This window comes from Marinobacter zhejiangensis, from assembly GCF_900114775.1.
Taxonomy (GTDB): Bacteria; Pseudomonadota; Gammaproteobacteria; order Pseudomonadales; family Oleiphilaceae; genus Marinobacter; species Marinobacter zhejiangensis.
Genome location: NZ_FOUE01000007.1, coordinates 38,413 through 64,565 on the forward strand (window position 1 = coordinate 38,413; position 26,153 = coordinate 64,565).

Genomic DNA, 26,153 nt, shown 5'->3' on the forward strand with positions numbered 1-26,153 from the left:
GTTGCGGGTTTTTCGTTTATGGCCGGGGTACCGGCCGGAAAGAAGAATAGGAGTACAAAGATGGCGGTAGGGCCAGGAACGTTACCGGAGTTTTTCCCTGTGGCGGGGGTTCGTCTAGGAATCGCGAGTGCGGGAATCAAAAAGCCTGGGCGAAAAGATCTGGTGGTGTTTGAGCTGGCGGAAGGCAGCCGCGTTGCGGGTATCTTCACCACTAACCAGTTCTGTGCGGCGCCAGTCACCGTTGCTCGCCAACATCTGGCGCAGACCGCTCCCCGTTACCTGTTAGTGAACACAGGTAATGCCAATGCCGGTACGGGTCAGCAGGGACTGCAAGATGCCTTGGCGTGTTGTTCTGCCCTGGCGGGGGAGGCCGGTGTCGTCCCCGAGGCCGTTCTGCCGTTCTCCACCGGGGTGATTGGTGAAAGTTTGCCCGTGGATAAGCTGGTCGCTGCCATGCCGTCGGCGCTGGCCGACCTGTCGCCATCAAATTGGTCTCAGGCCGCTGAAGGTATTATGACAACTGACACCCGCCCGAAGGGGGCTACCCGGCAGGTGCAGGTTGGCGACCAGGTGGTCTGCATTTCCGGCATCAGCAAAGGTGCGGGGATGATTCGCCCGAATATGGCGACCATGCTCGGCTTTGTAGCGACCGATGCTGACATTGCCCCCGAGCTTCTGCAGACGCTGGTCAGCGAACTGGGTGACCGCTCGTTTAACCGTATTACCATTGACAGCGATACCTCCACCAACGACGCCTGCATCTTGGTGGCGACCGGCCAGAACGGTGGCGAGCAGATTACTCGCGACAGCGCCGGCCTGCCGGCGTTAAAAACTGCGCTTGAAGAGGTCTTCATGGAACTCGCTCACGCCATCGTGCGTGATGGCGAGGGTGCCACCAAGTTCGTCACCCTCGATGTCAGCGAGGCGGCCACTCAGGAAGAAGCGCTGGCGGTGGCCTACACCGTTGCTCACTCGCCACTGGTCAAGACCGCCCTTTTTGCATCAGACCCCAACTGGGGACGAATCCTTGCGGCTGTCGGTCGAGCGGGGGTTGAGGGCATGGATCTTGATGCGATTGAAATCTGGTTGGGAGACGTTTGCCTGGTTCGCAACGGCGGGCGCGCAAGTGACTACAGCGAAGAGCGTGGTCAAGCCGTGATGGATAAAGAGGAGATCACCATTCGCATCAACCTGAAGCGGGGCGAGGTCCGTGAACAGGTGTGGACCTGCGATTTTTCCCACGATTACGTAACGATCAATGCGGAATACCGGACCTGAGCGATGAAGGAAGTGCATGTCGCGGTTGCGGCTATCCAACGGGGAGGACGGGTACTGATTGCCCGTCGTCCGGACCATGTCCATCAGGGCGGTTTGCTGGAATTCCCCGGCGGTAAGGTCGAGCCCGGTGAAACCGTCCAGCAGGCGTTGCTGCGGGAAATTGACGAAGAGACCGGGCTGCGAATTCCAGAGCATTCGTTACAGCCGGTGATTGCGATACGTCATGATTATGGTGACAAGCGGGTGCTGTTGGATGTCTGGCGTACCCTTGAGGCGGAAGGCGATCCCGTTGGTCGAGAAGGCCAGCCCATTGATTGGCTGCCGCTGGAAGCCTTGCGGGACGATGAATTTCCGATGGCCAACCGGCCGATCATCCGGGCCTTGAGGTTGTCCGATTATTTGGCGATCTCCGGTGTGTTCACGGATCTGATCGACGGTTTGCACCGTTTCGAACGTCAGCTGGACATGCACCGACCTGAGGTCGTGATGTTGCGTGCACCCTGGTTGGGGGACTCCGATTATCGGGAGCTCGCCCTCGGAGTTCGGGGATTTTGCCAAGAGATGGGTACGAGCCTGATCCTTCATGGAGCACCTCAGCGCCTGGAGCAGGTGGCCGCCGACGGCATCCATCTGCCCTGGTCGGAAGCACAGCCGCTGACGGCTCGACCGGTCCCTGACGGTGTCTGGTTGGGGGTCTCCTGCCATAACGAGGACGAGTTGGCTCATGCGGTCACCATTGGTGCCGATTACGTGACCTTGGGGCCAGTAAAGGCAACCCTGTCTCACCCTGATGCCTCCCCCATGGACTGGTCCCGGTTTCAGGCGCTGGTCGCACAGACTCCGGTACCGGTTTTTGGTCTTGGTGGACTGGCGCGAGAGGATGCCGGCCTGGCAAGACAGCTTGGTGGACAAGGTGTCGCCGGGATTGGTAGCTGGTGGTGAAGGCTGCATCTGGTATGCTGAACTGATGACAGGCGACAGATTATTGTGGGAGCGAGTGTGAGCAAACTGACCCATCTTGATGACAAAGGCGCGGCCAGAATGGTCGACGTCACCCAGAAGGCGGTTACCGAACGGGAGGCCACGGCGGAAGCGGTTATCCGCATGGCGCCGGAAACCCTGGCCATGATCATTGATGGTGAGCACCCCAAGGGTGATGTCTTGGCGGTGGCGCGAATTGCCGGAATCATGGCGGCCAAGAAAACCCATGAGTTGATCCCGTTATGTCATGCCCTCAACCTGACGTCGGTTAAGGTGGCGCTAACCCCACAGTCGGACCCGGCATCGATCAGAGTTGAGGCGACGTGCAAACTGGCCGCCACCACCGGGGTGGAAATGGAAGCCCTGACCGCTGCCAGCGTCGCCGCCCTGACGCTCTATGATATGTGCAAGGCCGTCGACCGGGGCATGGTTGTTGAGCAGGTTCGGTTGCTTGAAAAGAAAGGTGGCCGCAGTGGCCACTGGCAGACCGACAGCTGACGGGGAGAGGCCATGGAACCTGCAGCGCCACTTATTGATAACTTCGGACGGCAAATCAGCTATGTCCGGCTGTCGGTAACGGACCGCTGCGACTTTCGCTGTGTTTACTGCATGGCGGAAGAGATGACTTTTCTGCCGAAACCCCAGGTCCTGTCCCTTGAAGAAATGCTGGCGGTGGCGCGGAACCTGGTGGCCTGTGGTGTCAGCAAGATTCGCTTGACCGGCGGCGAGCCACTGGTGCGACCCGGTGTGGTGGAGCTGGCGCGTCAGATCAGGGCGCTGCCGGGCTTAAAGGAGTTGTGCATGACCACCAACGGTGGCCGCCTGCAGGATCTTGCCAAACCGCTCCGGGACGCGGGCGTTGATCGCCTCAATATCAGCCTCGACAGCCTCGATGCCGACCGTTTCCAGGCCCTGACCCGTACTGGCCGACTTGGGCGAGTCCTTGCCGGCATCCAGGCCGCTCAGGATGCAGGATTCGAGCGTACCAAACTGAACGCGGTGATTCTCAAGGGGCGGAATGACGATGAGATCCTGCCGCTGGTGCGCTTTGCCCTGAAGCACGGTCTTGACCTCACGTTCATTGAGGAAATGCCCCTTGGCCAGATCTCAGAGCACGACCGGGGGGAGGCCTATATGTCGAGTGACGAGGTGCGGGAGCGGATCGGCGAGGTCTATTCATTGGAGGGCGTGTCAGACGAGACCGGTGGGCCCTCGCGCTATTTTCGTATTCCTGGTGAATCCATTCGTATCGGATTTATTTCCCCGCACAGCCACAACTTCTGTGGCGACTGTAACCGTGTTCGGGTGACTACCGAAGGGCGGCTCCTGTTATGCCTGGGTAACGAGCATGCGGTGGACTTGCGTGCAGCCCTTCGCGAGGGCGGGCAATCACAGAGTGATGTGGATGCCCGCGTCCGCCAGCGGCTCTATGAAGCCATGGCGATCAAGCCAGAGCGCCACCATTTCAATTTACATGATGAGCCCCAGATCCTTCGCTTCATGAACGCAACGGGTGGGTAACAGCGGGGCAGGGACAGTACTACTACGCCAACCCCCGGCCTTCTGCTAAAATGCGCGACCTACTGAAATTGACCACGAGGATTCGCTGTGGCTGTTCGTTATGTTCAGACCTGCCGGTTGCCGACGCCGTTTGGTGTTTTCGATATGCACGGTTTCGAGGAACCCGATACCGGGAAGGAGCATGTCGCCCTGACCTTGGGAGAACTGGACAGTGATGAGCCCATGCTCGCCCGAACCCACTCTGAGTGTCTGACCGGTGACGCGTTGTACAGCATGCGTTGTGACTGCGGATACCAGCTTGAAGAGGCGTTGCGCAGTATTGCCCGGGAAGGACGTGGCATCTTGCTGTATCTGCGTCAGGAAGGTCGGGGCATTGGTCTGCTGAACAAGATCCGGGCCTATCATTTGCAGGATCAGGGGGCCGACACCGTGGAGGCAAACGAGCAGCTGGGGTTTGCCGCGGATTTACGGGACTACAGCATGTGCCGGGATATGCTGGAACACCTGGGTATTTCCAGCCTGAAGCTGATGACCAACAACCCTCGTAAGGTCGCGGCGTTGAAATCCTACGGCATCGATATTGTCGAGCGGGTACCGCTGCACGTTGGGCGCAACCCCCATAACGAAGGTTACCTCAACACCAAGCAGAGCAAGCTGGGTCACTGGCTGGAGACCCACCAGGACGACGACCCGGTTTAATTGGCCCGAGCCCCGCTCCAGGAGTGGGGCTGACTCCCTGGTGCTGTTCTTAGGGCACGGCCTTCAGGGATTGGGTGGATGACATCAGTTCCAGTCGCTGTTTGATTGCCGACAAGACACCGTCAGCGTCCAGTCCGCATTCCGCCAGCAATTCACCATGCTTTCCATGATCGACAAACCGGTCAGGTAGGCCCAGTTGCAGGGTCGGCCGGGTAATGCCCTGTTGATTCAGGAGCTCGGTCACAGCGCTACCGGCGCCACCAGCGATGGTGTTTTCTTCCAGGGTTACGAGCAGGTCGTGCTCGCCCGCCAATTCCCGAATGAGTGCCTCGTCCAGAGGTTTGACAAAGCGCATGTCGGCCACGGTTGCGTCCAGCGCTTCTGCCGCTGCCATCGCTGCGGGGAGCAGGGTGCCGAAGTTGAGAATAGCGACGCGTTTGGCTTTGCTCTCGCGTACCGTGCGCCCCTTGCCCAGTGGCAATGCCTCAAGTTTGGCCTGGATCTCTACGCCTGGGCCCGTTCCCCGTGGATAGCGAACAGCTGCCGGCCCTTGATGGAGGAGGCCGGTTTGCAGCAGCTGGCGGGTCTCGTTCTCGTCCGATGGCGTCATGATCACCATCTTTGGAATGCAGCGCAGGTAGCTGATATCAAAGGCGCCCGCGTGGGTCGGGCCGTCTTCACCGACCAGTCCGGCACGGTCGATGGCAAACAGCACGTCGAGATCCTGAATGGCAACGTCGTGAACCAGCTGGTCGTAACCCCGTTGCAGGAACGTGGAGTAGATCGCGACAACCGGTTTGGCGCCATCACAGGCCAGGCCTGCAGCCAGGGTGACCGCATGTTGCTCGGCGATCGCTACGTCGTAGTAGCGATCAGGAAAACGCCGGGAGAACGCCAGCAGGTCGGACCCCTCACACATGGCGGGGGTGATGCCGACCACGCGTGAATCCAGCTCTGCAGCATCGCACAGCCACTGGCCGAAGATGTTGGCGTATTTGGGCCGAGGGGGGGCCTTTTCGGGCACTGGTGTTGGTTTCTTTTCCGGTGCCGGGTCAATTTTGTTAATGGAGTGGTAGCCAATCGGGTCGGCCTCGGCAGGCGCAAAGCCCTTGCCCTTTTTGGTCACCACATGGAGGAACTGAGGGCCATCGAGCTCACGGATGTTTTCCAGGGTTTCCACCAGCAGCGGGAGGTCGTGACCGTCGATGGGGCCGATGTAGTTAAAGCCCAGCTCCTCGAACAGGGTGCCGGGGGAAATCATGCCTTTGACGTGCTCTTCGGTCTTACGGGCGAGCGCCATCAGATGGGGGGCGCCCTGCAAGACCCGTTTGCCGCCATCGCGCACCTGATTGTAAGTACGGCTTGCCAGCAACTTGGCAAAGTAGTTCGACAGCCCGCCCACGTTATGGGAAATCGACATGTCGTTGTCGTTCAGGATGACCAACATGTTGGCGCGCAGATGGCCTGCGTGGTTCAAGGCTTCAAAGGCCATGCCGGCGGTCATGGCACCGTCGCCGATTACTGCGATGCTCTTGCGTGCGCTCTGTTGCATACGGGCCGCAATGGCCATGCCGAGGGCGGCGCTGATGGAGGTGCTGGAGTGGCCGACGCCAAAGGTGTCGTACTCGCTTTCCCCTCGCTTCGGGAAGCCAGCGAGGCCCGCCTTCTGGCGAATGGAGCCCATGCGCTCACGGCGCCCGGTAAGGATTTTGTGGGGATAGGCCTGGTGGCCGACATCCCAGATCAGCCGGTCATCCGGCGTATTGAAGACAAAATGCAGGGCGATCGTCAGTTCCAGCACGCCCAGACCTGCTCCAAAATGGCCTCCGGTCTGGCCTACTGACCATAGCATGAACGAGCGAAGCTCCCTCGCCAGTTGCGGCAGCTGGTCACTGGGCAGCAGGCGAAGCTGGTCGGGCGTGTCAATCCGGTCCAGCAGCGGTGTATTGGGTCGCTGGGGCGGGATTTCCTTAAAGGTGTAAATGTCCTGCATTCGCTTGGTCTTTTCCGGTGGTTCAGCTGTTGCACATTGCCAAGGTCGTATTATACGGGATGAACGGAGGGACTTTCATACTGAATGTCGTTCGTTCGACGTTCCCGGATGGCGCTTGCTCAATGAGAGCGTACGACGATGTAGTTGGCGATGGCGCGCAGAGGCTCGGCGTTGTCTCCAAAGGAGTCCAGTTGCGCCAGGGCTCGGTCTAGCAGGGTTTGAAGGTGGGCCTTGGCGCCATCAATCCCCAGCAGGGACGGATAGGTGGGTTTGTCCCGGGCCAGGTCGGAGCCCTGAGGCTTTCCGATCACGTTCGTGTCCCCTTCGATGTCGAGCAGGTCATCCTGTACCTGGAAGGCCAGACCCAGAGCGCTGGCGTAGTCAGTCAGCCGGTCCAGCTGATCGCCGGGTGCCGGGTCTGCAGTCATGGCGCCAAGACGTACGCTGGCTTCAATCAACGCACCGGTTTTATGGCGATGCATGGTTTCCAGGGACTCGATGGTCAACGTCTTGCCGACGGACTCAAGGTCGATGGCCTGGCCGCCGACCATCCCCGCCTGACCACTGGCCACAGCCAATTCGGCCACCATGCTCAGCCGAGCCCGGTCGCTGATAGAGGGAGTCTGGGCGAGCCAGTTGAACGCACAGGCCTGCAGGGCATCGCCGGCGAGAATGGCTGTTGCTTCGTCAAAGGCAATATGAACCGTTGGGCGGCCCCGCCGCAGGTTGTCGTCATCCATCGCTGGCAAGTCATCGTGGACCAGAGAATAGGCGTGAATCGCTTCCACCGCGCAGGCTGGCACCAACGCCTTGGTGATGTCCTGGCCCATGGCCTGGGCAGCGGCCAGGCAAAGGGCCGGGCGAATGCGCTTTCCGCCACCAAGAACACTGTAGGCCATCGCTTCGCTAAGGCGGACAGACGGTGCCGGCGAGGCTGACAGCAGGCGTTTCAGTTCGTCATCCACCAAGGCCTGGCTGCGTTCCAGGAAGGTCAGGGCGAGAGAAGGTGTTTCCTGCATCAGAGCGTATCGTCCGGAGTAAAAGGTTTGGTGGCCAGGGTGCCGTCTTCCAGTTGCACCAGCTGTTCAATGCGCTGCTCGGCGGATTTGAGTGCCTGCTGGCAGGTGCGGGTCAGCTTGACGCCGCGCTCGAACGCGCTCAGGGACTGCTCCAGGGAAAGTTCGCCCTGTTCCAGGTCCCGTACCAGTTGTTCCAGCTCGTTGAGTGATTTTTCAAAATCGGCGATAGAGGTTGTACTTGGCTGGTCAGCCATAATGCCGGTTCTCCGGTTGGTCAGCGGAATTGCGGCGATTATACCAGAGGTTCCCGTTGCCAGCAGAACACTCGTTGCCCATCACTGTGACCGTCAGGAGACCATGACTGCTCGGTCACCATCACCTCGCCGTCACGACGCAGCGTGACAATGGTACTGGCTCGTGTGCCGTAATGTGGGGCGCAGATGAATGGCGGTGAAAGAAAGCGCTCTGTTGCCAGACCGACGCCGGTATCCGGCAGGACATGATCCGGTGCCGGGGTGGTATCCCGCAGCAGGGTGATCAGGTTCTGGTGCAGGGTCTCGGTATGATCGGCTCCGGCTTGGGACAGTCTGGTCGCAACGGCATTTCGTAATCGCAGGAGTTTTGGCCAAGGGCTTTGTAGCAGATGGTTGCTGAGGCCATAGATACCCCGGTGGATGTGTCGCCCGGGGTGGGCGTCGCGGTTGCTGTAGTACCACCCGGACGTTGGCGTGAGGTGGATCAGGTTGAAGCCAGAGAACGCGCCGGGTTGGTTGGCCAGTGTATGTTTAACTTCTTCATGGTCGGCAGTCAGGGCTAGCAAGGGCAGCTCCCCCCGCGAGCGTCGCCCGGCTTCGGGAGTGCCCTCGCGGACGTTGGTGACGGCCGCTACGGCGCCGTGCCGGGTTACTGCCAGCCAGGTGCCTTGGGATTGCAGGTCCTGGCCGGCAAGAATCGGGCGATCGGGCCACCAGTGCATGGCAGCGGTGGGCCGCTGGTGGAATTCGTCACGATTGGCGGCCACGACCATTGGGTAGTCCGGGTGTTGGCCAAGCGCAAATACGATCAGGCACATGGATGGAAGGTCCTTGGTCAGAAGGTTTGATCAGGAAAGATCGGAAACGGCCAGACGGTGGAGTGCTAATCATCGCCCTGCTTGTGTATCATACCAGCCTTCCCGATGTTGGCAGGATGAGGGCTGGAATGACACTGGTAACGCTATTCGCAATATACCTCGCGCTGGGTGCGCTGGCGGGTACCCTGGCTGGGTTGTTCGGCATCGGTGGTGGCCTGGTGATCGTGCCCGTGCTGATTTTCAGCTTCGGTTTACAGGGCGTTGATCCGGGCGTGGCGGTTCACCTGGCGGTAGGAACGTCCCTGGCGACCATCGTGTTCACATCGATCAGCTCAGTCCGCTCCCACCATGCCCGTGGTGGCGTGCGTTGGGACGTGTTCCGGCCGATGACCGCTGGCATCGTGGTGGGGGCAATGATTGGCGCCTGGACGGCGTCCATGCTCAGTGGCCGGGCCCTGGAACTTATTATTGGTGTGTTTGTCATCCTGGTGGCGCTGAAGATGCTTCTGGGTGTTAACCCCAAGCCTGGTCGCGATGTGCCTGGAAATGTCGGGTTGGGCGGTGCGGGCGCAGGCATTGGCTGGGCGTCGGCCATCTTTGGTATCGGTGGCGGTACCCTGACGGTGCCCTTCCTGAGCTGGTGCAACGTACGTATGCAGCAAGCGGTGGGAACGTCTGCCGCCTGTGGCTTACCGATTGCGGTTGCCGGGGCGGCGACCAACATAGCGACCGGTTGGGGAAATGCCCAGCTCCCGGAGATGAGCGTTGGCTACATCTATCTGCCGGCCTTGCTGGGCATTGTTCTGACCAGTGTCCTGTTTGCCCGCTTTGGCGCCAATCTGGCTCATCGCCTGGATGCAAACCTATTGAAGCGTATATTCGCGGTGATGCTGCTTATCGTCGGTACCCGCTTCCTTTTCTGAATCAAGAGGTTTTCGATGCTCGAGCATCCTCAGTTCGACCCGGTTGCCATTCATTTGGGCCCACTCAAGATTCACTGGTATGGCCTGACTTACCTGGTCGGCTTTATCGCTGGCTGGTGGCTTGGCCGGATTCGTTCGCGCAAGCCCTGGTCGCCAATCACCGAGGTCCAGATGGGGGACCTGCTGTTTTACATTGCCCTTGGGGTTATTCTCGGCGGCCGGTTTGGTTACGTTCTGTTCTACAACTTCGACCAGTTCCTGCAAGACCCGCTTTGGCTGATCCGGATCTGGGAAGGCGGCATGTCGTTCCATGGCGGCCTGCTGGGGGTTATGTTCGCGATGTGGTGGTACGGTCGCAAGATCGACCGGAGCTTCTTCCAGCTGGCGGACTTTATCGCGCCGTTGGTACCTGTTGGATTGGGCGCGGGCCGAATCGGTAACTTTATCAATGGCGAGCTGTGGGGGCGGGCCACGGATGTGCCTTGGGGGATGGTGTTTCCCCAGGCCCCGGACGACCTCGCTCGTCATCCTTCCCAGCTATACCAGTTTGCACTGGAAGGTGTGGTGCTGTTCGCCGTGCTGTGGTGGTTTTCGGCCAAACCCCGGCCGCGGATGGCGGTGTCCGGGCTCTTCCTGGCGCTGTACGGAAGCTTCCGTTTTATTGTGGAGTTCGTCCGACAGCCGGACCCGCAGTTGGGTTACCTCGCCTTCGACTGGGTGACCATGGGGCAGCTGCTGTCCCTGCCAATGATTCTGGCTGGCCTCGCGCTGGTGGTATTCGCTTACCGGAGACGTACTGAATGAAAGCCTATCTCGACCTGATGCAGGACGTAGTCGATAACGGGTCCGATCGTGGCGATCGCACCGGGGTGGGGACGCGCTCAGTGTTTGGGCGGCAGATTCGGTTTGACCTGGCGGACGGGTTCCCGCTGGTTACCACCAAGAAGGTTCACCTGCGTAGCATCATCTATGAACTGTTGTGGTTCCTGAAAGGCTCTACAGACAATAACTGGCTGAAAGAACGCAAGGTCTCGATCTGGGACGAGTGGGCGTTGGAAAACGGTGATCTTGGGCCGATTTACGGTAAGCAGTGGCGCAGTTGGCAATGCCCGAATGGTGAGGTGGTCGACCAGATCAGCGAGTTGATCGAGCAGATTCGCAGCAAGCCCAACTCCCGTCGTTTGATTGTGTCTGCATGGAATCCGGCAGAGTTGCCGGACGAGTCCATTGGTCCCCAGGCTAATGTCGAGCAGGGCCGAATGGCGCTGGCGCCCTGTCACTGCCTGTTCCAGTTCTATGTGGCCGACGGGCGGTTGTCTTGCCAGCTTTACCAGCGCAGTGCCGACCTGTTCCTGGGTGTTCCGTTCAACATTGCCTCCTACGCATTGCTGACCCATATGATTGCCCAGCAATGCGACCTGGAGGTGGGTGAGTTCGTACACACCTTCGGTGACTGTCATCTGTATCAGAATCACCTGACCGATGAGATTGTGTTCGAGCAGCTTAAGCGTGAGCCGCGCCCCTTGCCCAAGCTGGTCATCCGTCGCCGGCCCGACAGCATTTTTGACTACGAACTGGATGACTTCGAGTTCGAGGGCTATGAGCCCTGGCCGCTGATCCGCGCGCCGATAGCCATCTGAAACCGGAGAGCGTTATGAGAAAAGCCCTGATCGTCGCTATGGCCAGGAACCGGGTCATTGGCCGCAACAACGCCCTGCCGTGGTACCTGCCCGAGGATCTGCGTTACTTCAAGCAGGCAACCATGGGTAAACCCATCATCATGGGGCGCAAGACCTGGGACTCCATTGGCCGAGCGTTGCCGGGACGTCTCAATGTGGTGATTTCCCGCAACGAGGCGTGGCAGGCGCCCGAAGGTACCCGTGGTGCATGTTCTCTGGATGCCGCGTTGGTCCAGGCTGAAGCCCAGGCAGAACTGGACGGGTGTGACGAAGTGATGGTGATCGGTGGCAGCCAGATCTATGGGGAAGCCTTGCCGCTGGTAGATCGCATGTACATCACCCAAGTGCATGCGGAAGTGGAGGGAGATGCCTATTTCCCGGAACTAAACTGGGATGAGTGGGAAGAAATCGGACGGGAGGATTTCTCCGCGTCCGATAACAATCCCTACGATTACAGCTTCGTGGTCTATCAGCGCCTGCGGTCAGTCTGACGCGCAGTCGGTTTTCCCTTCCCACCGCCGCCACCCGTGCGTGGCGGACGGCTTCCGCCTTCCTTGCGATACCCGGATTTACCCTTGAAGCCCGGCTTGTGGCCGCGACGTTTTTCGCCTGGGCGACCACCACCGCTACGACGGGGGTCCCGCTGCTTCGGTGAGGCACTTGGCGTGGGCAGAGCTGAAGGCTGCTCCAGTGGCAGCGCGCCCGGCTGAGCCGCTTCCATGCCACAGGCCAGCGCGCCGGCAATCATGGCGATGTCCATGTCATTGCGTTCTGCGATGTCGTCCAGCAGGGCCATGGCTTTGGCCAGTTTCGGATCATCCACAAACGCCAGCAGCTGGCTCTCGAACTGTTGCTCCCGCAATTTCTGCAGATCCGCCGGGGACGGCAGCTCATAGGCTTCCATCGGAGAGTTGGTAGCACGCTCCAGAGTCCGCAGCCAGCTGCGCTCACGAGGGGTGACCAGCAGGATGGCTTTGCCGGTACGGCCAGCACGGCCGGTACGACCGACACGGTGGATATAGGCTTCGCTGTCGTACGGCACGTCATAGTTAATAACGTGGGTAATCCGCGGTACGTCAAGGCCCCGGGCGGCAACGTCCGTGGCAATCACGATGTCTTTTTTGCCGCTCTTGAGATCCTCGACAGTCTGCTCACGCTGACGCTGGTTGAGGTCACCATTCAGCGGGGCAACGGCGTGACCGCGGGCAGACAGCTTGTCGGCCAGCAGTGTGGTTTCTGCCTTGGTGCGGACAAAGATGATGGAAGCGTCGAACGGCTCCACCTCAAGAATTCGGGTCAATGCGTCCAGTTTGCGTTCGGCGTACACCGGCAGCATGAACTGGGAGATACGGTCTACGGTACGGGTCTGGCTTTCAATCTTCACCTCCTGGGCATTGCTCAGGTAGGTCTGGGCCACTTTGCGGATCTGTCCCGGCATGGTGGCCGAGAACAGGGCGCGCTGGCAGTCGTCCGGTGTGGCCGCGAGAATGGCTTCGACGTCGTCGATGAAGCCCATGCGCAGCATCTCATCCGCTTCGTCCAGAACCAGCGCAGACAGCGCGTCCAGTTTCAGGGTGCCGCGACGCAAATGGTCCAGAGTACGACCGGGTGTGCCGACGATTACCTGAGCGCCACGCTTGAGGGCTTTGAGCTGCGGGTAGAAGTCTTGGCCACCGTAGATGGGCAGTACGTGGAAGTTGCGGAAATGGCTGGCGTAGCTGTTGAACGCCTCGGCCACCTGGATGGCCAGTTCCCGGGTCGGTGTCAGCACAAGGATTTGCGGCGCGTTCGAGGTGGCGTCGATGCGGCTCAACAGCGGCAGTGCAAACGCGGCGGTTTTGCCGGTGCCGGTTTGAGCAATCCCCAGCAGGTTATCGCCTTTCAGCAGGATAGGGATAGCCTGGGCCTGGATTGGAGAAGGGGTTTCGTAGCCAATGGCGGAGATGGCTTCCAACACGGACGCATCAAGGCCGAGCTCGGCAAAAGATTGTGTAGACATCGAAATACTCGGGATTCGGAAGGTAGGTAAGGCATCAACTGTTGATGCAAGCTGCACGCATTATAGACCCTTTACCGTCGCTTTTATACGTAAAACGGCGCTGGGGGCATAGGTAGATGCCGGCCCGGGCTTGTTGTGGTGGTTCGTTTGCGGCAGGCTTGCTCTTTTCTTTGAAGGTGTAGGCGATGAATTTTGACGAGCTGATGGCGGCCGCGACCAATGGCGAGCTGGTGTTTCCGGGCAGCTGGGGGCAGGGGCGTGCGACCTACGGTGGTCTTGTGGCAGCAGCGGTGGTTTCCCAAATGCAGAGGGTGGTCGCCGCGGGGCGCTCGCTTCGTTCCCTACAGGTTTCCTTTGTCGGCCCAGTGGCCCCCGGTGTTCCCGTTGGCATTGAGGTGGAGATGCTGAGGGAAGGCAAAGCCGTGAGCCAGGTGCAGGGGAAGATGACTCAGGAAGGGCAGGTGTGCCTGGTTGTTCTGGGCAGCTTTGGCGGTTCCCGCGAATCACGGGTTCAGGTGGCCGCGGAGCCTGAGGTGTTGCCGAGTGCGCCGGAGACGCTCAAGGCCCTGCCGTACATCAAAGGCATGACGCCGGAATTTTTCCAGCACGTGGATATGCGGTGGGCGTTCGGAGGCTTTCCGTTTACCGGCAACCAGTCGCGGGAGATGGGCGGCTGGATGCGCTTCAACGAGCCCCCGCGAGAGCTAGACGATGCCACCCTTGTCGCCCTTGTGGATGCCTGGCCCCCGGCCGTTCTTCCGCACCTCAGCCAGCCAGCGCCAGCGAGTTCACTTAGTTGGTCTCTGGAGTTCCTCTACCCCCGTCCGCAGCTCGAATCGGGCGATTGGCTGCTCTACCGGGCAAGCATTGACCAGGCTGGTGCCGGCTATGGCCATACTCACGCCAATATCTGGAGCCAGAACGGTGAACTGCTGGCGATTAGCCGTCAAACGGTTACGGTATTCGGGTAGTCCAGTGCTGCACCCGGACCGTTGTCAGGCAGCTTAAGCTGCCGACACCGAGTTTAGCTCTGGCTTGCAGGCGTCAATAATGATGCGGGCAAACGCGTCCGGGGAGTCTTCCTGAAGGAAGTGGCCACCACGTAGGGTGATGTGCGGCTGGCCATGGGCGCCGGGAATGCGTCGCTGCATGTGGCGGTCGCCACCCCGGGTAATGGGGTCGCCGCTGCTGAAGCAGGTGATAAACGGCTTGCGCCATTTTTCCAGAACTTTCCAGGCAATCCGATTGGCTTCACTGACCGGATCGTTGGGGGAGATGGGGACCAGCCTCGGGAACGCCCTGGCGCCGGCTTTGTATTCGCTGGACGGAAAGGGGGCTTCATACGCAGCGAGTTCGCGGGCGCTGAGGGTTCGTCCGGTCCCCAGTTGCACAATTCGACTGATGGGGAACCAGGGGCTGTAGCTGGCGAAGGTTTTCCATAGGGTGAACGCAGCAGGCGCCCGGGTATCGCCAGTCGGCAGGGTGCCGTTGCCGACAATAATCCGCTCAAATTTTTCCGGGTGTTCCGCCACCAGACGCAGGCCCAGGAGGGAGCCCCAGTTTTGGCAGACCAGCGTGATATTGGTGAGTTCAAGAGCTTCCAGCCAGGTGCTCAGCCAGCGCATATGGCTGTCATAGCTGTAGTCCGAGATTTCGGCTGGCTTGTCTGATTTGCCAAAACCTACCAAGTCCGGAGCAAGAACCCGATGACCCGCTGCAGCGACTTTGGGAATCATGTGCCTATACAGGTAAGACCAGGACGGTTCGCCGTGCAGCATGATCACCGGAGCCGCGTTTCGGGGGCCCTGCTCGGCATAATGCATGCGCAGGCCCGGTTCGACTTCCAGGTAATTGGGGGTGAAAGGGTAGTCCGGGAGGCCGGTAAAGCGGGCCTCTTCCGTTCTCAGTATACGCATGCCATCGACTGTCCTGACTGATTGGGTGCGCGATCGTAAAGAAGGGATCGATCGTGTAGTGGACAGGATAGATCAGATGGATTTGAGTAGTGTTTGGTTTGCGTAACAGTGCGTAGGGTGTTTGCTTCAGGACGCGATTTGCATCGCAATTTCGGGATTCTCCAGCTGAGCCATGGCTGCATCACAGCTGTTCAGCGCCCCACAGTCATCGGCTGGGCACAGGGCAATAATCTGGCAGGGAATGTCGTAGCGATTCTCGCCTTCGTTGGTAAACATCCGCGCCCTGGACAGGGTTGACTGACAATGGCCGCAGAGCAGTGTCGGCACAGCGCTGGCAGGCGCCAGTGTTGCTTCGAAGTGTTGGTGCTTTTTCATAGGTTATCCTCCTCGTAATGTATCAATGTAAAGGAGGAATGTGACAGTTCGTAGTCAGTATTACACGCAGGTCAGCCGATGGCGTGATTGTGGTTGCCTGGTCAGTCGTCAAACCCTGGCTGTGGCCGGCGGTTGGAGCGTTTGTCATCCCAGTCGAGGTCACTAGGGTCGTACCAGCCCAGATTGTCCAGGACCTTGAAGCGGGTGTTGTCGGACAGGGTGGGCCACAGGCTTTGAAAGTCGTCCAGTCCCTGTTCGCGCTGACGCAGTTGTTTGCTTTGCAGGCGCTGGATGATTCGGGGCAGGTGCAGGGCTTCGCCGAGCTGACCCGGGACCAGCACTTCATGGCCCATCACTTTCCGCCGGTGTCGTCGTGCCGCCAGAACTTGCGATAGCGAAAGAGCCGCTTCGAGAGCGGTGTCAATGGTAAAGTCTGTGGTGTCCAAACCCCTGACCTGTTCTGGTGGAGACTCATTAACCCACCACTATACTCCCAATAGCGCTTCCGTTGCCACGGGGCCGTGGTAGGCTAGGGCACTCTGGCCTTGGCCAGTCTCCATTTCCCGTAGAACGAGAAGGAACTGTACGGAATGTACGAAAAGCTGGAGCGGCGAACTTTCCTTGCCATGCTGGTGCTGGTGTCCCTGGCGTTTGTGTTTTTGATGAAACCGTTTACCGGACCCATTTTCTGGGCGGTAGCGATAGCCCTGATCTTCCATCCGGTGCAACAGTGGCTGCTCGGAAAGCTGGGTGACCGGCCAAACACGGTGGCCTTTCTGACGTTAATCCTGTGCATGGTGATTGTGGTGATCCCGGTTATGGTGCTGGTGTCGTCCCTGGTGGCAGAAGGGGTGTCGCTTTATCAGCAGATCCAGAGTGGCGAGCTTCGCCCTGGTGAATATCTGGACCGGATTAACCAGTCGTTTCCCGCAATTCAGTCGCTGTTGTCGCAGTTCGATATTGATTTTTCCGGGTTGAGGGAGCGGGCGGTCAATGCGGTTGTTGGCGGCAGTCAGTTCCTGGCCAAGCAGGCACTGGGGGTTGGTCAGAACACTTTCCAGTTCTTCCTGAGCCTGGCGTTGATGGTTTATCTCGCCTTTTTCCTACTTCGTGATGGCACTCGTCTGGTCGAACTGCTGATCAAGGCCCTGCCCCTTGGCGATGAACGGGAGCGCCTGCTGTTTGCCAAGTTTGCCGAGGTGACTCGCGCAACCGTGAAAGGCAACTTGTTGATTGCCATCATCCAGGGTGCCCTGGGAGGCCTGATTTTCTGGATTCTCGGTATCAATGGAGCACTGCTGTGGGGCGTGGTGATGGCGGTGGTTTCGTTGTTACCCGCGGTGGGTGCTGCGATTGTCTGGGTACCGGTGGCCATTTATCTGGCGGCGATTGGCGAGATTGTTTCGGCGGCGGTGCTGACGGCGTTTGGCGTCATTGTGATTGGCCTGGCGGATAACCTCTTGCGGCCTATTTTCGTGGGGCGGGATACCAAGCTGCCGGATTACATGGTGTTGTTGTCCACCCTGGGTGGCATTGTCATGTTCGGTATTAATGGCTTTGTGATGGGACCGCTGGTGGCGGCACTGTTCATGGCCTTCTGGGGTATCTTCATTCGTGAGTTTGGCGAGTACGACGTCGCCCTGGTGGGTGTGGCTCCGGATGAACCCCGCAGTGAGCAGGCGCCGGGCGACGATCAGCCCGCGGCGAGCTAATAGAACAACGGCAGGTCACTCAATGTGTTGTGACCTGCCGTCGAAGGGGCAGGCGCCGGGGTGGCGCCTGGTCCGGTGTCAGTCGAGCTTGCTCAGATCCCGTACGGCACCTTTGTCGGCACTGGTGGCCAGCAGGGCGTAGGCTTTGAGTGCCGCAGACACTTTCCGTGGACGGGGCTGTTCGGGCTTCCAGCCTTTGGCGTCACGGGCTTCGCGACGACGTTCAAGCTCCCGGTGATCCAGCTCGACGTTGATCGAGCGGTTGGGGATGTCGATCACGATGGTGTCGCCGTTCTCGATCAGCCCAATGGCGCCGCCGGCCGCCGCTTCCGGAGAGGCATGGCCGATCGAAAGGCCGGACGTGCCACCGGAGAAACGTCCGTCCGTCAGCAGGGCGCAGGACTTGCCCAGCCCCTTGGACTTCAGGTAGCTCGTCGGGTACAGCATTTCCTGCATACCAGGGCCACCTTTCGGGCCTTCGTAGCGGATAATTACTACTTCGCCTGCATGCACTTCGTCGTCCAGGATGCCTTGAACCGCGGCGTCCTGGCTCTCAAACACCCGGGCTTTCCCTTCGAACACAAAGATACTCTCGTCTACGCCCGCCGTTTTCACCACGCAGCCGTCCTGGGCAATGTTGCCGTACAGAACCGCCAGCCCGCCCTCAGAGGAGTAGGCGTGTTCAACGGAGCGAATGCAGCCGTTTTCGCGGTCGCCGTCCAGTGAGGGCCAGCGGGTGCTTTGACTGAAGGCGGTCTGGGTCGGAATGCCCGCCGGGCCCGCCTTATACATTTCCAGAACCTCGGGGGAGGGCTGGCGCATGATGTCCCACTTGTCCAGGGCTTCTGCCAGGGTACGGCTATGCACGGTGGGAACGTCGGTATTGATCAGTCCGCCACGCTCCAGTTCGCCCAGGATGCCCATGATGCCACCGGCCCGGTGGACGTCTTCCATGTGGTATTTGGGGGAGTTCGGCGCCACTTTGCTGAGCTGCGGTACCTTGCGGGAAAGCTGGTCGATTTCGTTCAGGGTAAACGGAACTCCCGCTTCCTGAGCGGCCGCCAGAAGGTGCAGGATGGTATTGGTGGAACCGCCCATGGCGATGTCCAGCACCATGGCGTTTTCGAACGCGGTCATGGAAGCAATGCTCAGGGGTAGAACACTGGCGTCGTCCTGTTCATAGTAGCGGCGGGTGTTCTCGACAATGCGGCGGCCAGCTTCCAGGAACAGTTGTTCACGGTCGGCGTGGGTCGCCAGCAAGGAGCCGTTGCCGGGCAGTGACAGGCCGATGGCCTCGGTCAGACAGTTCATGGAGTTGGCGGTGAACATGCCGGAGCAGGAGCCACAGGTCGGACAGGCGCTGCGCTCGTACTCTTCGACTTCCTCGTCGCTGGCGCTGCTGTCGGCGGCAATCACCATCGCATCAACCAGGTCGAGTTTGTGTTCCGACAGCTTGGTTTTGCCGGCCTCCATCGGGCCGCCAGATACAAAAATGGTGGGGATGTTCAGGCGAAGGGCCGCCATCAGCATGCCCGGAGTGATCTTGTCGCAGTTGGAGATGCACACCAGGGCGTCCGCACAGTGGGCGTTTACCATGTACTCGACGGAGTCGGCGATGATTTCCCGGGACGGCAGGGAGTAAAGCATGCCGTCATGTCCCATGGCGATGCCGTCGTCCACTGCAATGGTATTGAATTCTTTGGCCACGCCTCCGGCCGCTTCAATCTCGCGGCAGACCAGTTGGCCAAGGTCCTTGAGGTGGACGTGCCCGGGCACAAACTGGGTAAACGAGTTGGCAACCGCAATAATTGGCTTGCCGAAGTCTTCGTTCTTCATGCCGGTTGCGCGCCAGAGTGCGCGGGCGCCTGCCATGTTACGGCCGGCGGTGGAGGTCTTGGAGCGATACTGTGGCATTGGGGTGTGATCTCTTGTCATCGTTCATTCGAAAAGCAAAGCATACCAGATTCAGCGAGCGCTGCAGCACCGTGGCTGCGACCAAAGCCGATGGTGGAAGTGCAGGAGCACGGCTACAATAGCGGCAGTGAAAATGTCACGCCTTATAAGGAGTTCGCCTATGGCTGGCCAGGAAAGCCTGCCTGTTCGTCGCCTCAAACAGTTCAACCCTCTTGGCCGGCTCAGCGATGACCAGCTGGTATTGCTGGCCAGCCGCGTCGAGTGTAAGTCTTACGCTCCTGGCCAGCGGGTTGCCGAACGGGGGGTTAGGGATGGTCTGGACCTCTACCTGCTCTCTGGGGTGGTGGAGCTGGAATCCATCGATGGCCGCAAGTCAACGGTGGTGGCAGAGACGGAAACTGCGGCGAATGCCATTGCTCGTCTGCAGCCGCGCATGTACGACGTGGTTGCCGTGGAACGCTGCGAATTCATGGTGGTGGAGCAGGACGTCCTCAACCAGCTCTTGCGGGCGGCGCCAATGGATCAGCTGGATATGCCGACGGAAGCTGAGGACAGCGAAGGCGACGACAACCATCAATTGTTGATGGAGTTCTATGCGGAGCTCCGCTCCAATCAGATCTACCTGCCCAGTGTTCCTGATGTGGCCTGGAAGGTTCGTCGCATGGCTGACAGTGAAGATTCGACGGCCGGTCAGATCGCCAGTGCCATTACCGCTGACCCGGCCATGGCCGCCAAACTGGTGCGGGCCTGTAACAGCCCGCTGTATCGTGGCTTCAGTGACGTCCGCAATGTCCGGGAAGCCGTGGTGCGCCTGGGCATCAACACGACGCGCCAGCTGGTGTCGGTGTTTGCCCTGCGGGAGGTATTTCAGACACGCCAGCCTATACTTCAGAAAGAGATGGAAAAGCTGTGGCGGCATTCCCGGGAAGTGGCGGCTCTATGTTGGGTGCTGGCAGACAGCGCTACCCGAATCAATCCCGAGGAGGCGCTGCTGGCGGGCTTGCTCCACGATATCGGTGTGGTGCCGGTGTTGGTTCATGCCGAACACCATGTCAATCTGTTTGCTGACGAAGTGAATCTGGGTCGCGCTCTTGAAGAACTGCGGGCCGATGTCGGGGCTGAGGTGCTGGAAAACTGGGGCTTTCCTGGCCCCTTTGTGGAGGCCGCACGGAATGCCGAGAACTGGAGCTATGAAAGCCCAGAGTCGACGCCCCAGCTTGCTGACCTGGTGATTGTCGCCCAACTGCACGCGATGATCGGGTCTGGTGACAGTGCCGGACTGCCGCCTTTTGACCAAGTGCCGGCCTACCGGAGACTGGGAGAGCTGGAGCTTAATGTTTCAAGTAGCCTGAAAATCCTGACGGAAGCCCGGGCACGGGTGGAGGAGGTCCAGCAGCTGCTGTCGATTCACTGACCGGCACCTGGCTGGGTTCCATAAATTTATAAGCTTCACTGAGAGCGCCGTGTGCAGGTGCTTGCCAGGACTGTGGAGTAACGCGACAAGTGATCAGACACACTATGCATGTACCGCTGTTCCCGTTGAATTCGCTCGTGCTGCCCGGTGGCCGGATACCGCTGCAGCTGTTCGAGCCCCGCTATATCGACATGTTGACACGCTGCCTGAAGGAAGATCGCGGCTTTGTGGTCGTGCTGTTGCGGGAGGGGCAGGAAACCAGCACCGAGGTGGCCTTTTACGATATCGGCACCTACGTGCGCATCATCGACTTTCAGCAACTGGACAACGGGCTGCTTGGGATTACCGTGGAAGGTGAAGCCAAAGTCGCCGTTGTCAGTAGCTGGCAGGCCGATGATGGCCTCAATATCGGCGATGTGGAGTATCTTCTGGATGAGCAGCCCGTCGATATGCCGGATGAATACGCCGAGCTACCCGAGGTTCTACGGGCACTTTTTCGCCACCCAGTGATCAATGACCTCAACATGGAAGTGGATTATGACGATGCCCGCGATGTGGGTTGGCGGTTGACCGAACTGCTACCTATCGGCAAGAAGGACAAGCAGCGCCTGGCTGAACTCCAGGACCCCCTGGAGCGTTTGCGGCGCCTTCAGGACCTGCTCGATAGCATGGAGTAGCCAGGCACTCAGGGCAGTGCCTGATAGGCACTCATGGCCGAACTCCAGGTCAGGCTCAGATGGGCGGCAGCCAACGTCAGCCAGACCACGAGAGCGCCGGCAAAGGTGCTGTCAAACCACAGCGGCGTCTGGTCATAGCGACTGAAGCTTGCCCGAATGACACCGCAGATCGCCAGCCCCAGCAATACCCCGCCCATGACGTCTGTAAGCCAATGAACCCCCAGATACAGGCGGCTTATCCCGACCAGAACCATAGGTAGGCTGGAGATCAGGTAGATGCGCCAGCGCCGGTTACTGACCTGCTCCCTCGCGATAAAACTTGCCAACAGGCCCAAGGCAATGGTGACGCCTGCGGTATGGCCGCTTGGAAAGGCGGCCGACGCCGGAGGCTGGGCTGCCAGTTCCGGTCTCGGGAGGTTCAGCCCCGCCTTAAACGCCAGTATCAGTCCAGCCCCCAGCACCATGGCGCCCAATATATGCAGAGCGGCGGCGTAATAGCCACGAAAGCCGAATGCCAGTAGCCCAAGCACGCCCGCACTCATCAGCATCACGGTATCACCGAGGCCGCTGATCAATACGAAGGCAGGATCCAGCAGTGGATTTCGCAGATTGCTGAAGAATTGCGCCGTCGACTGGTTGGCTTCGTGGAACAGCGGGGTATGAGCGACCAGCAGCGAGAGCAATGCAAACAGGGCAAAGGCACCAACGGCGAGGATCAGAGAGGGCAGGGGGAACTCTCCGCCAGTTGCGGGGCGGTGACTGCTCATTTCTCGCCAGAAGCGATGGGTGCTGTTGTACTTGCCCATCCAGCTGGCCAGGCGGCTGTAAGCCTCGCTGTTGCTGCTGAGGCCGATCTGAACCCGGAACAGAAGCAGATAGACCAGCGCCAATGTTGCCATGGCGGCAGCGAGGATGGGGTAAAAATGCCGGGGCAGTTCCAGCGACTGTTCAAGCGTACTGCCAATCAGGTAGCCGGGGGCGATATAGGCAACGGCCCAGCCGACCGCTGACAGTACGTTAAAGGTGAGGAAACGCTGCCAGGGCATCAGCAGCGCGCCGGCAACCAGGGGAATGATGGGGCGGATGGGGCCGACGAAGCGCCCAATGACGACGCTTTTGCCACCGTGCTGGAGGAAAAACCGTTCGCCTTTATTCAGCAGGGACGGGTAACGACTGAAAGGCCATATGCGATCCAGCCGGCCCTGAAAGCAGCGGCCAAGCCAAAAGCTCAGGCCATCTCCGGCTATGGCTCCCAGTCCGGCCCACAGCAAGGCATCAGCAAGGGGAACGCCCACTTTTCCCGCCAGAACCGAGACCGCGAACAGTATTGCAACGCCCGGCACCACAATGCCGGCAACGGCAAGCGATTCGAGGAAGGCGACCAGAAATAGGGTGGCTGCCAGCCACCCGGGATTGACCGAAAGCCAGTCCGTGAAGGCACTCAGCCAGGCTGTGCTCATGCTCCGTTCAGGTCTCCCTCGGCAAACCAGATTGAGTCTTGCGAGCGCTTCTGGGCTTCCTTAAGGGCTTCGTCAGTTCGCTTGCGCAGTGAGTCGGCCAAGGTGTCGTTCACGGTCCGGGTAGTGCAACCCAGGCTGATGGTTACCCGGCCCACCACTGGCCAGTCCCGCTCGGCAATAGAGCGGCGGATGCGCTCGGCAATAACCCGGACCCCTTCTTCGGGGGTGAATGGCAGAATCAGGAAGAATTTGCCGTCACTCAGAGTGTAGAGGGAATCGCCGGCACGAATGACGCCAAAAAGGTGTTGGGTGGCTGCGCGGTAGAACGTGGTCAGGCCATTCTGGCCATGGAGGTCTTTCGTTTCCTCCAGATAATCCATCGCCAGGGTAATGACCGATAGCGGGTGGCCAGTTACGCCACACCGGCTGATTTCCTTCTGCAGGGTTTCATCCAGAAAGCGGGCATTGTGGGCGCCGGTGACTGGGTCGGTGATCGCCAGGTCTTCCGCCGACTGGGCCATGTGGTCGTAGTGCCAGATATACAGCGCGCCAGTGCTTGCCAGAATGACGGCTGCAAAGGCAATCAGCAGGGTGTCAGTGAGAGGTTCCCGTGCAAGCAGGAAGGCTGTGAGGACGACGGTAACCAGAAGAGACAGGGCGAGCCCCTGTCGTAACGGCAGGATCAGCAGGTTAAGCAGGATGACCGGAAGGCACCAGTAACTGATGTCAGCTTCCTGCAGCCAGAACAGCGCGACCAGGATCAGCCCGTTCAGGGCGGCCATGATGAACAGGTGGCCGGGTGCGCGGAGCTGTTGCCGCCGGGCCAGGGTGGTGTACCCCATACCGGCGATCGTCAGTGCCGCAAGGGTGCAGGCCAGGTAGAACAGGTCGTAGAACCCATAGCGGAAGTTCTGGGTCGCCAGAATCATGATGAACAGCGTCGCCAGACCATAGCCGGTCAGGTGAGTGTAGGTGCGCAGGCGGGTTTCCGTCATTGAACTGGCCCTCTGGCCTGGGTGACCTGAGCTTCCGACCAGGTGCTGTACGATTGCACGCGATTGCCTCCTTGCTGCTGTGCCCGCCTCAGGGCATTGGCTGCTGACTGCTGAAGGCTGTCGGAGTCATCGCCGATGTTGAGTCCGGCAATGCCTGCGCTCACGGTCAGGTTGAGGCCATGGGATTCCAGCAGGCTGCCCAGGCCCTTGCGGACGGTCTCGGCAGTCTGGGCTGCTTCAGCGGTGGCCACATTGGGCAAAATCACCAGGAATTGCAGATCCGCGACGCGGTAGTAGGAGTCGAAGTCCCGCAGTTGGGAGTGTAGGAAGCGGCCGATGCGGGGGAGGATGGCGCGGATATCCTCGTCCGGATCCTTGTCGCTAAGGTGTGAGTCGAGACCGACCAGAATGACGGCCATGTCCGTGCCCTCCCGTTCGCTACGCTGGATTTCCTTGTGCAGATCAGCGGACAGGTACTCTCTGCTGGCGGCCTGGGTCAGCTCATCGGTACGACGCAATGGGGCCAGCTGGCGGCTCTTGTACTCGCGCAGGTAGACCAAAATGCCCGACAGTGCCAGGGTTAGCAGCATGGAGCTGATGAACTGGTGACGCCCCGGGTCGCCAACGGCGGCCTGGTTGGCAACCACGATGGCAACCACGCAGAACAGCGTCAACAAGGCTCCCCAGCCCACAGGTAGCAGACCGAAGGCGATGAGCGGCATGGCGTACAGCCAGTGCCCGATAGTCCAAGGGGGGCTCCACAGGCTGGCCAGCAGCAGGGCCGCGAGCAGAACCAGCAGGGTTCGATTGATGGTCAGCCAGGGCTGGCGGGCGCGCCCGGGGTGGAAGGGAGATGAAGTCCAGACCAGGGCGGCAGCGGTCAGTGAAATGGCTGCGGCTAGGCCCGCCCCTTGATAGGCGGTGAATAAGGCTAGCGCCACCAGGGCTGTGCAGCTGATCCGTGCAAATCGGCTCAGCAGGAATATTTCGGCCATCTGGCCCATGGTCTCCGTCCTTTCCTAGCCATCCATAATACTCCAGCATACGTCAGTACCTGCGGCCTTGCGTATGACTGGTGCACACTCGAAGTGTTTATTTGCAGCGGTATAATAAAGCAACCATGGCATAAGTCTAACCGCAGTTTGGGGTGGGGCGAATTTCGTCTGGGCCCTGAAAGCAGATGCGTGCCGGGTGTGGACAGGTTAAAGTGGTGGATTACGCCCGTTAGGGGTGTTTTCAAGCAACAGGCTCTCAGTTAAGGGTGTAATGATGGATATTGCTGGATACATGGTGGAACTGGGCGAACAGGCACGGGCAGCGGCCTCTATCGTAGCCCGGTCAACGACCGCCATGCGCAATCAGGCGCTGCTGGCAACGGCGGAAGCCATTGATGCGGCTCGGAGTGAACTGACCATTGCCAACGCCAAGGATCTCGACAAGGGTCGGGAAAACGGGTTGGAACCAGCGATGCTGGACCGTCTGGAGCTGACGCCAGAGCGCATCGACACCATGATTGAGGGGCTGCGTCAGGTGGCTGCCTTGCCGGATCCCATCGGCGAAATTACCGACATGACCTATCGCCCATCCGGCATTCAGGTTGGCAAGATGCGGGTGCCCCTGGGCGTCATTGGCATTATTTACGAATCTCGCCCCAATGTGACAGTCGAAGCGGCGAGCCTGTGCCTGAAGTCCGGAAACGCCACCATTTTGCGGGGCGGCTCCGAGGCCATTCATTCAAACCAGGCGGTTGCGGCCTGTATTGCTAAAGGGTTGGCCGCTGCGGGTTTGCCGGAAGCGGCGGTGCAGGTGGTCAAGACCACTGACCGGGCAGCTGTTGGCGAGCTGATTACCATGCCCCGTTATGTGGACGTCATTGTGCCTCGGGGTGGAAAGGGCTTGATTGAGCGAATCAGCCGGGATGCGCGGGTGCCTGTGATCAAGCACCTTGATGGCATCTGCCACGTATACATCGACAGTCATGCTGATCCCGAGAAGGCGTTGGCGATTGCTGTGAACGCCAAGACTCACCGATACGGCACCTGCAACACCATGGAAACCCTGCTGGTGGATCAGGAAATTGCCGAGGATATCCTGCCGTTGCTGGCCGAGGCTTTTGTTGCCAAAGGGGTGGAGCTGCGTGGTTGTGAACTGACCCGTTCAATCCTCCCGGATGTGGTTGCCGCCACCGAAGCGGATTGGGGCGAGGAGTACCTGGCGCCGATCCTGGCGGTGAAAGTGGTCGATGGTCTGGACGGCGCGATTGCCCATATCAATCGTTACAGCTCGCAGCATACCGACAGTATTGTGACTGAAAACTATACCCGTGCGCGGCGCTTCATCACCGAGGTCGATTCCAGCTCGGTCATGGTCAACGCTTCCACACGCTTTGCCGATGGATTTGAGTATGGGCTGGGTGCGGAAATTGGCATTTCCACCGACAAGATCCATGCGCGTGGGCCGGTTGGGCTCGAAGGGCTCACATCCCAGAAGTATGTGGTGTTCGGAGACGGCCACGTCCGGACCTGA

Annotated in this window: 26 protein-coding genes; 14 read left to right on the forward strand and 12 right to left on the reverse strand. The window is 59.8% G+C overall.

Annotated features, from left to right (window positions below; genetic code table 11):
- Positions 1-60 precede the first annotated feature (60 nt).
- The 5 genes from argJ to ribA all read left to right on the forward strand — a co-directional run bounded on the left by argJ (position 61) and on the right by ribA (position 4,479).
- On the forward strand, positions 61-1,278 hold the full coding sequence (gene argJ / locus BMZ67_RS17445; RefSeq protein ID WP_092026341.1) for a bifunctional glutamate N-acetyltransferase/amino-acid acetyltransferase ArgJ: 1,218 nt from the start codon (positions 61-63) through the stop codon (positions 1,276-1,278).
- A gap of 3 nt (positions 1,279-1,281) precedes the next feature.
- Entirely contained in the window at positions 1,282-2,220 is a 939-nt protein-coding gene (locus BMZ67_RS17450) for a Nudix family hydrolase (RefSeq protein WP_092026344.1), read from the forward strand.
- 57 nt (positions 2,221-2,277) lie between these two features.
- On the forward strand, positions 2,278-2,757 hold the full coding sequence (moaC, locus tag BMZ67_RS17455) for a cyclic pyranopterin monophosphate synthase MoaC (protein ID WP_092026347.1): 480 nt from the start codon (positions 2,278-2,280) through the stop codon (positions 2,755-2,757).
- Positions 2,758-2,769: 12 nt separating this feature from the next.
- Positions 2,770-3,780: a GTP 3',8-cyclase MoaA gene (moaA, locus tag BMZ67_RS17460; protein ID WP_092026351.1), complete on the forward strand. Its 1,011-nt coding sequence runs from the start codon at positions 2,770-2,772 to the stop codon at positions 3,778-3,780.
- 87 nt (positions 3,781-3,867) lie between these two features.
- Positions 3,868-4,479 carry a GTP cyclohydrolase II gene (gene ribA / locus BMZ67_RS17465; RefSeq protein WP_092026354.1) on the forward strand — a complete coding sequence of 204 codons (612 nt, stop codon included), beginning with the start codon at positions 3,868-3,870 and terminating at the stop codon, positions 4,477-4,479.
- A gap of 49 nt (positions 4,480-4,528) precedes the next feature.
- Here the strand turns inward: ribA and dxs are convergent, their stop codons facing one another.
- The 4 genes from dxs to BMZ67_RS17485 form a co-directional block, all read right to left on the reverse strand.
- Positions 4,529-6,472: a 1-deoxy-D-xylulose-5-phosphate synthase gene (gene dxs / locus BMZ67_RS17470; protein ID WP_092026357.1), complete on the reverse strand. Its 1,944-nt coding sequence runs from the start codon at positions 6,470-6,472 to the stop codon at positions 4,529-4,531.
- Between the two features lie 119 nt (positions 6,473-6,591).
- Entirely contained in the window at positions 6,592-7,491 is a 900-nt protein-coding gene (ispA, locus tag BMZ67_RS17475; protein ID WP_092026360.1) for a (2E,6E)-farnesyl diphosphate synthase, read from the reverse strand.
- Entirely contained in the window at positions 7,491-7,745 is a 255-nt protein-coding gene (locus BMZ67_RS17480) for an exodeoxyribonuclease VII small subunit (RefSeq protein ID WP_092026363.1), read from the reverse strand. The genes ispA and BMZ67_RS17480 overlap by 1 nt, the downstream gene beginning before the upstream one ends.
- Before the next feature lie 38 nt (positions 7,746-7,783).
- Positions 7,784-8,563 (reverse strand): NRDE family protein, encoded by a 780-nt coding sequence (locus BMZ67_RS17485; RefSeq protein WP_092026366.1) that lies wholly within the window; start codon positions 8,561-8,563, stop codon positions 7,784-7,786.
- Positions 8,564-8,691: 128 nt separating this feature from the next.
- On the opposite strand from BMZ67_RS17485, the gene BMZ67_RS17490 reads away from it, so the two are divergent.
- Genes BMZ67_RS17490 through BMZ67_RS17505 form a run of 4 tightly spaced genes read left to right on the forward strand, consistent with a single transcriptional unit; the run spans position 8,692 to position 11,656 of the window.
- Positions 8,692-9,486, forward strand: a complete 795-nt coding sequence (locus BMZ67_RS17490) for a sulfite exporter TauE/SafE family protein (protein ID WP_092026370.1) — start codon at positions 8,692-8,694, stop codon at positions 9,484-9,486.
- A gap of 15 nt (positions 9,487-9,501) precedes the next feature.
- The gene (gene lgt, locus BMZ67_RS17495; RefSeq protein ID WP_092026373.1) at positions 9,502-10,290 is read left to right on the forward strand and encodes a prolipoprotein diacylglyceryl transferase; all 789 of its coding nucleotides are present in this window, start codon (positions 9,502-9,504) and stop codon (positions 10,288-10,290) included.
- Positions 10,287-11,126: a thymidylate synthase gene (locus tag BMZ67_RS17500; RefSeq protein WP_092026375.1), complete on the forward strand. Its 840-nt coding sequence runs from the start codon at positions 10,287-10,289 to the stop codon at positions 11,124-11,126. The genes lgt and BMZ67_RS17500 overlap by 4 nt, the downstream gene beginning before the upstream one ends.
- Positions 11,127-11,140: 14 nt before the next feature.
- Positions 11,141-11,656, forward strand: a complete 516-nt coding sequence (locus BMZ67_RS17505; RefSeq protein WP_092026377.1) for a dihydrofolate reductase — start codon at positions 11,141-11,143, stop codon at positions 11,654-11,656.
- On the opposite strand, the gene BMZ67_RS17510 is transcribed toward BMZ67_RS17505, so the two are convergent.
- The gene (locus tag BMZ67_RS17510) at positions 11,635-13,164 is read right to left on the reverse strand and encodes a DEAD/DEAH box helicase (protein WP_092026379.1); all 1,530 of its coding nucleotides are present in this window, start codon (positions 13,162-13,164) and stop codon (positions 11,635-11,637) included. The two genes, BMZ67_RS17505 and BMZ67_RS17510, sit on opposite strands and share 22 nt — an antisense overlap.
- 185 nt (positions 13,165-13,349) lie before the next feature.
- On the opposite strand from BMZ67_RS17510, the gene BMZ67_RS17515 reads away from it, so the two are divergent.
- Positions 13,350-14,135 carry an acyl-CoA thioesterase gene (locus BMZ67_RS17515; protein WP_092026382.1) on the forward strand — a complete coding sequence of 262 codons (786 nt, stop codon included), beginning with the start codon at positions 13,350-13,352 and terminating at the stop codon, positions 14,133-14,135.
- 33 nt (positions 14,136-14,168) lie between these two features.
- Here the strand turns inward: BMZ67_RS17515 and BMZ67_RS17520 are convergent, their stop codons facing one another.
- The 3 genes from BMZ67_RS17520 to BMZ67_RS17530 form a co-directional block, all read right to left on the reverse strand.
- Complete coding sequence (locus BMZ67_RS17520; RefSeq protein WP_092026384.1) at positions 14,169-15,080, reverse strand: haloalkane dehalogenase; 912 nt, start codon at positions 15,078-15,080, stop codon at positions 14,169-14,171.
- A 126-nt stretch (positions 15,081-15,206) separates the two neighbouring features.
- Positions 15,207-15,455: a hypothetical protein gene (locus BMZ67_RS17525; RefSeq protein WP_092026387.1), complete on the reverse strand. Its 249-nt coding sequence runs from the start codon at positions 15,453-15,455 to the stop codon at positions 15,207-15,209.
- A gap of 101 nt (positions 15,456-15,556) precedes the next feature.
- Positions 15,557-15,901 (reverse strand): hypothetical protein, encoded by a 345-nt coding sequence (locus tag BMZ67_RS17530; protein ID WP_092026389.1) that lies wholly within the window; start codon positions 15,899-15,901, stop codon positions 15,557-15,559.
- 144 nt (positions 15,902-16,045) lie between these two features.
- On the opposite strand from BMZ67_RS17530, the gene BMZ67_RS17535 reads away from it, so the two are divergent.
- Positions 16,046-17,167, forward strand: coding sequence for an AI-2E family transporter (locus BMZ67_RS17535; protein ID WP_092026392.1), 1,122 nt, complete (start codon positions 16,046-16,048; stop codon positions 17,165-17,167).
- Between the two features lie 78 nt (positions 17,168-17,245).
- Here the strand turns inward: BMZ67_RS17535 and ilvD are convergent, their stop codons facing one another.
- Positions 17,246-19,081 carry a dihydroxy-acid dehydratase gene (ilvD, locus tag BMZ67_RS17540; protein ID WP_092026394.1) on the reverse strand — a complete coding sequence of 612 codons (1,836 nt, stop codon included), beginning with the start codon at positions 19,079-19,081 and terminating at the stop codon, positions 17,246-17,248.
- A gap of 160 nt (positions 19,082-19,241) precedes the next feature.
- On the opposite strand from ilvD, the gene BMZ67_RS17545 reads away from it, so the two are divergent.
- Entirely contained in the window at positions 19,242-20,495 is a 1,254-nt protein-coding gene (locus BMZ67_RS17545; protein ID WP_092026397.1) for an HDOD domain-containing protein, read from the forward strand.
- Positions 20,496-20,584: 89 nt separating this feature from the next.
- Positions 20,585-21,172: an LON peptidase substrate-binding domain-containing protein gene (locus BMZ67_RS17550; RefSeq protein ID WP_245750025.1), complete on the forward strand. Its 588-nt coding sequence runs from the start codon at positions 20,585-20,587 to the stop codon at positions 21,170-21,172.
- An 8-nt stretch (positions 21,173-21,180) separates the two neighbouring features.
- Here BMZ67_RS17550 and BMZ67_RS17555 read toward each other — a convergent pair whose 3' ends face one another.
- Genes BMZ67_RS17555 through BMZ67_RS17565 form a run of 3 tightly spaced genes read right to left on the reverse strand, consistent with a single transcriptional unit; the run spans position 21,181 to position 24,631 of the window.
- Positions 21,181-22,632, reverse strand: a complete 1,452-nt coding sequence (locus tag BMZ67_RS17555; RefSeq protein WP_092026402.1) for a bifunctional DedA family/phosphatase PAP2 family protein — start codon at positions 22,630-22,632, stop codon at positions 21,181-21,183.
- On the reverse strand, positions 22,629-23,627 hold the full coding sequence (locus BMZ67_RS17560) for a GGDEF domain-containing protein (protein ID WP_092026405.1): 999 nt from the start codon (positions 23,625-23,627) through the stop codon (positions 22,629-22,631). Before BMZ67_RS17560 ends, BMZ67_RS17555 begins: the two co-directional genes overlap by 4 nt.
- On the reverse strand, positions 23,624-24,631 hold the full coding sequence (locus BMZ67_RS17565; protein WP_092026408.1) for a GGDEF domain-containing protein: 1,008 nt from the start codon (positions 24,629-24,631) through the stop codon (positions 23,624-23,626). Before BMZ67_RS17565 ends, BMZ67_RS17560 begins: the two co-directional genes overlap by 4 nt.
- A 265-nt stretch (positions 24,632-24,896) precedes the next feature.
- Between BMZ67_RS17565 and BMZ67_RS17570 the strand changes: the two genes are divergently transcribed.
- Entirely contained in the window at positions 24,897-26,153 is a 1,257-nt protein-coding gene (locus BMZ67_RS17570; RefSeq protein ID WP_092026411.1) for a glutamate-5-semialdehyde dehydrogenase, read from the forward strand.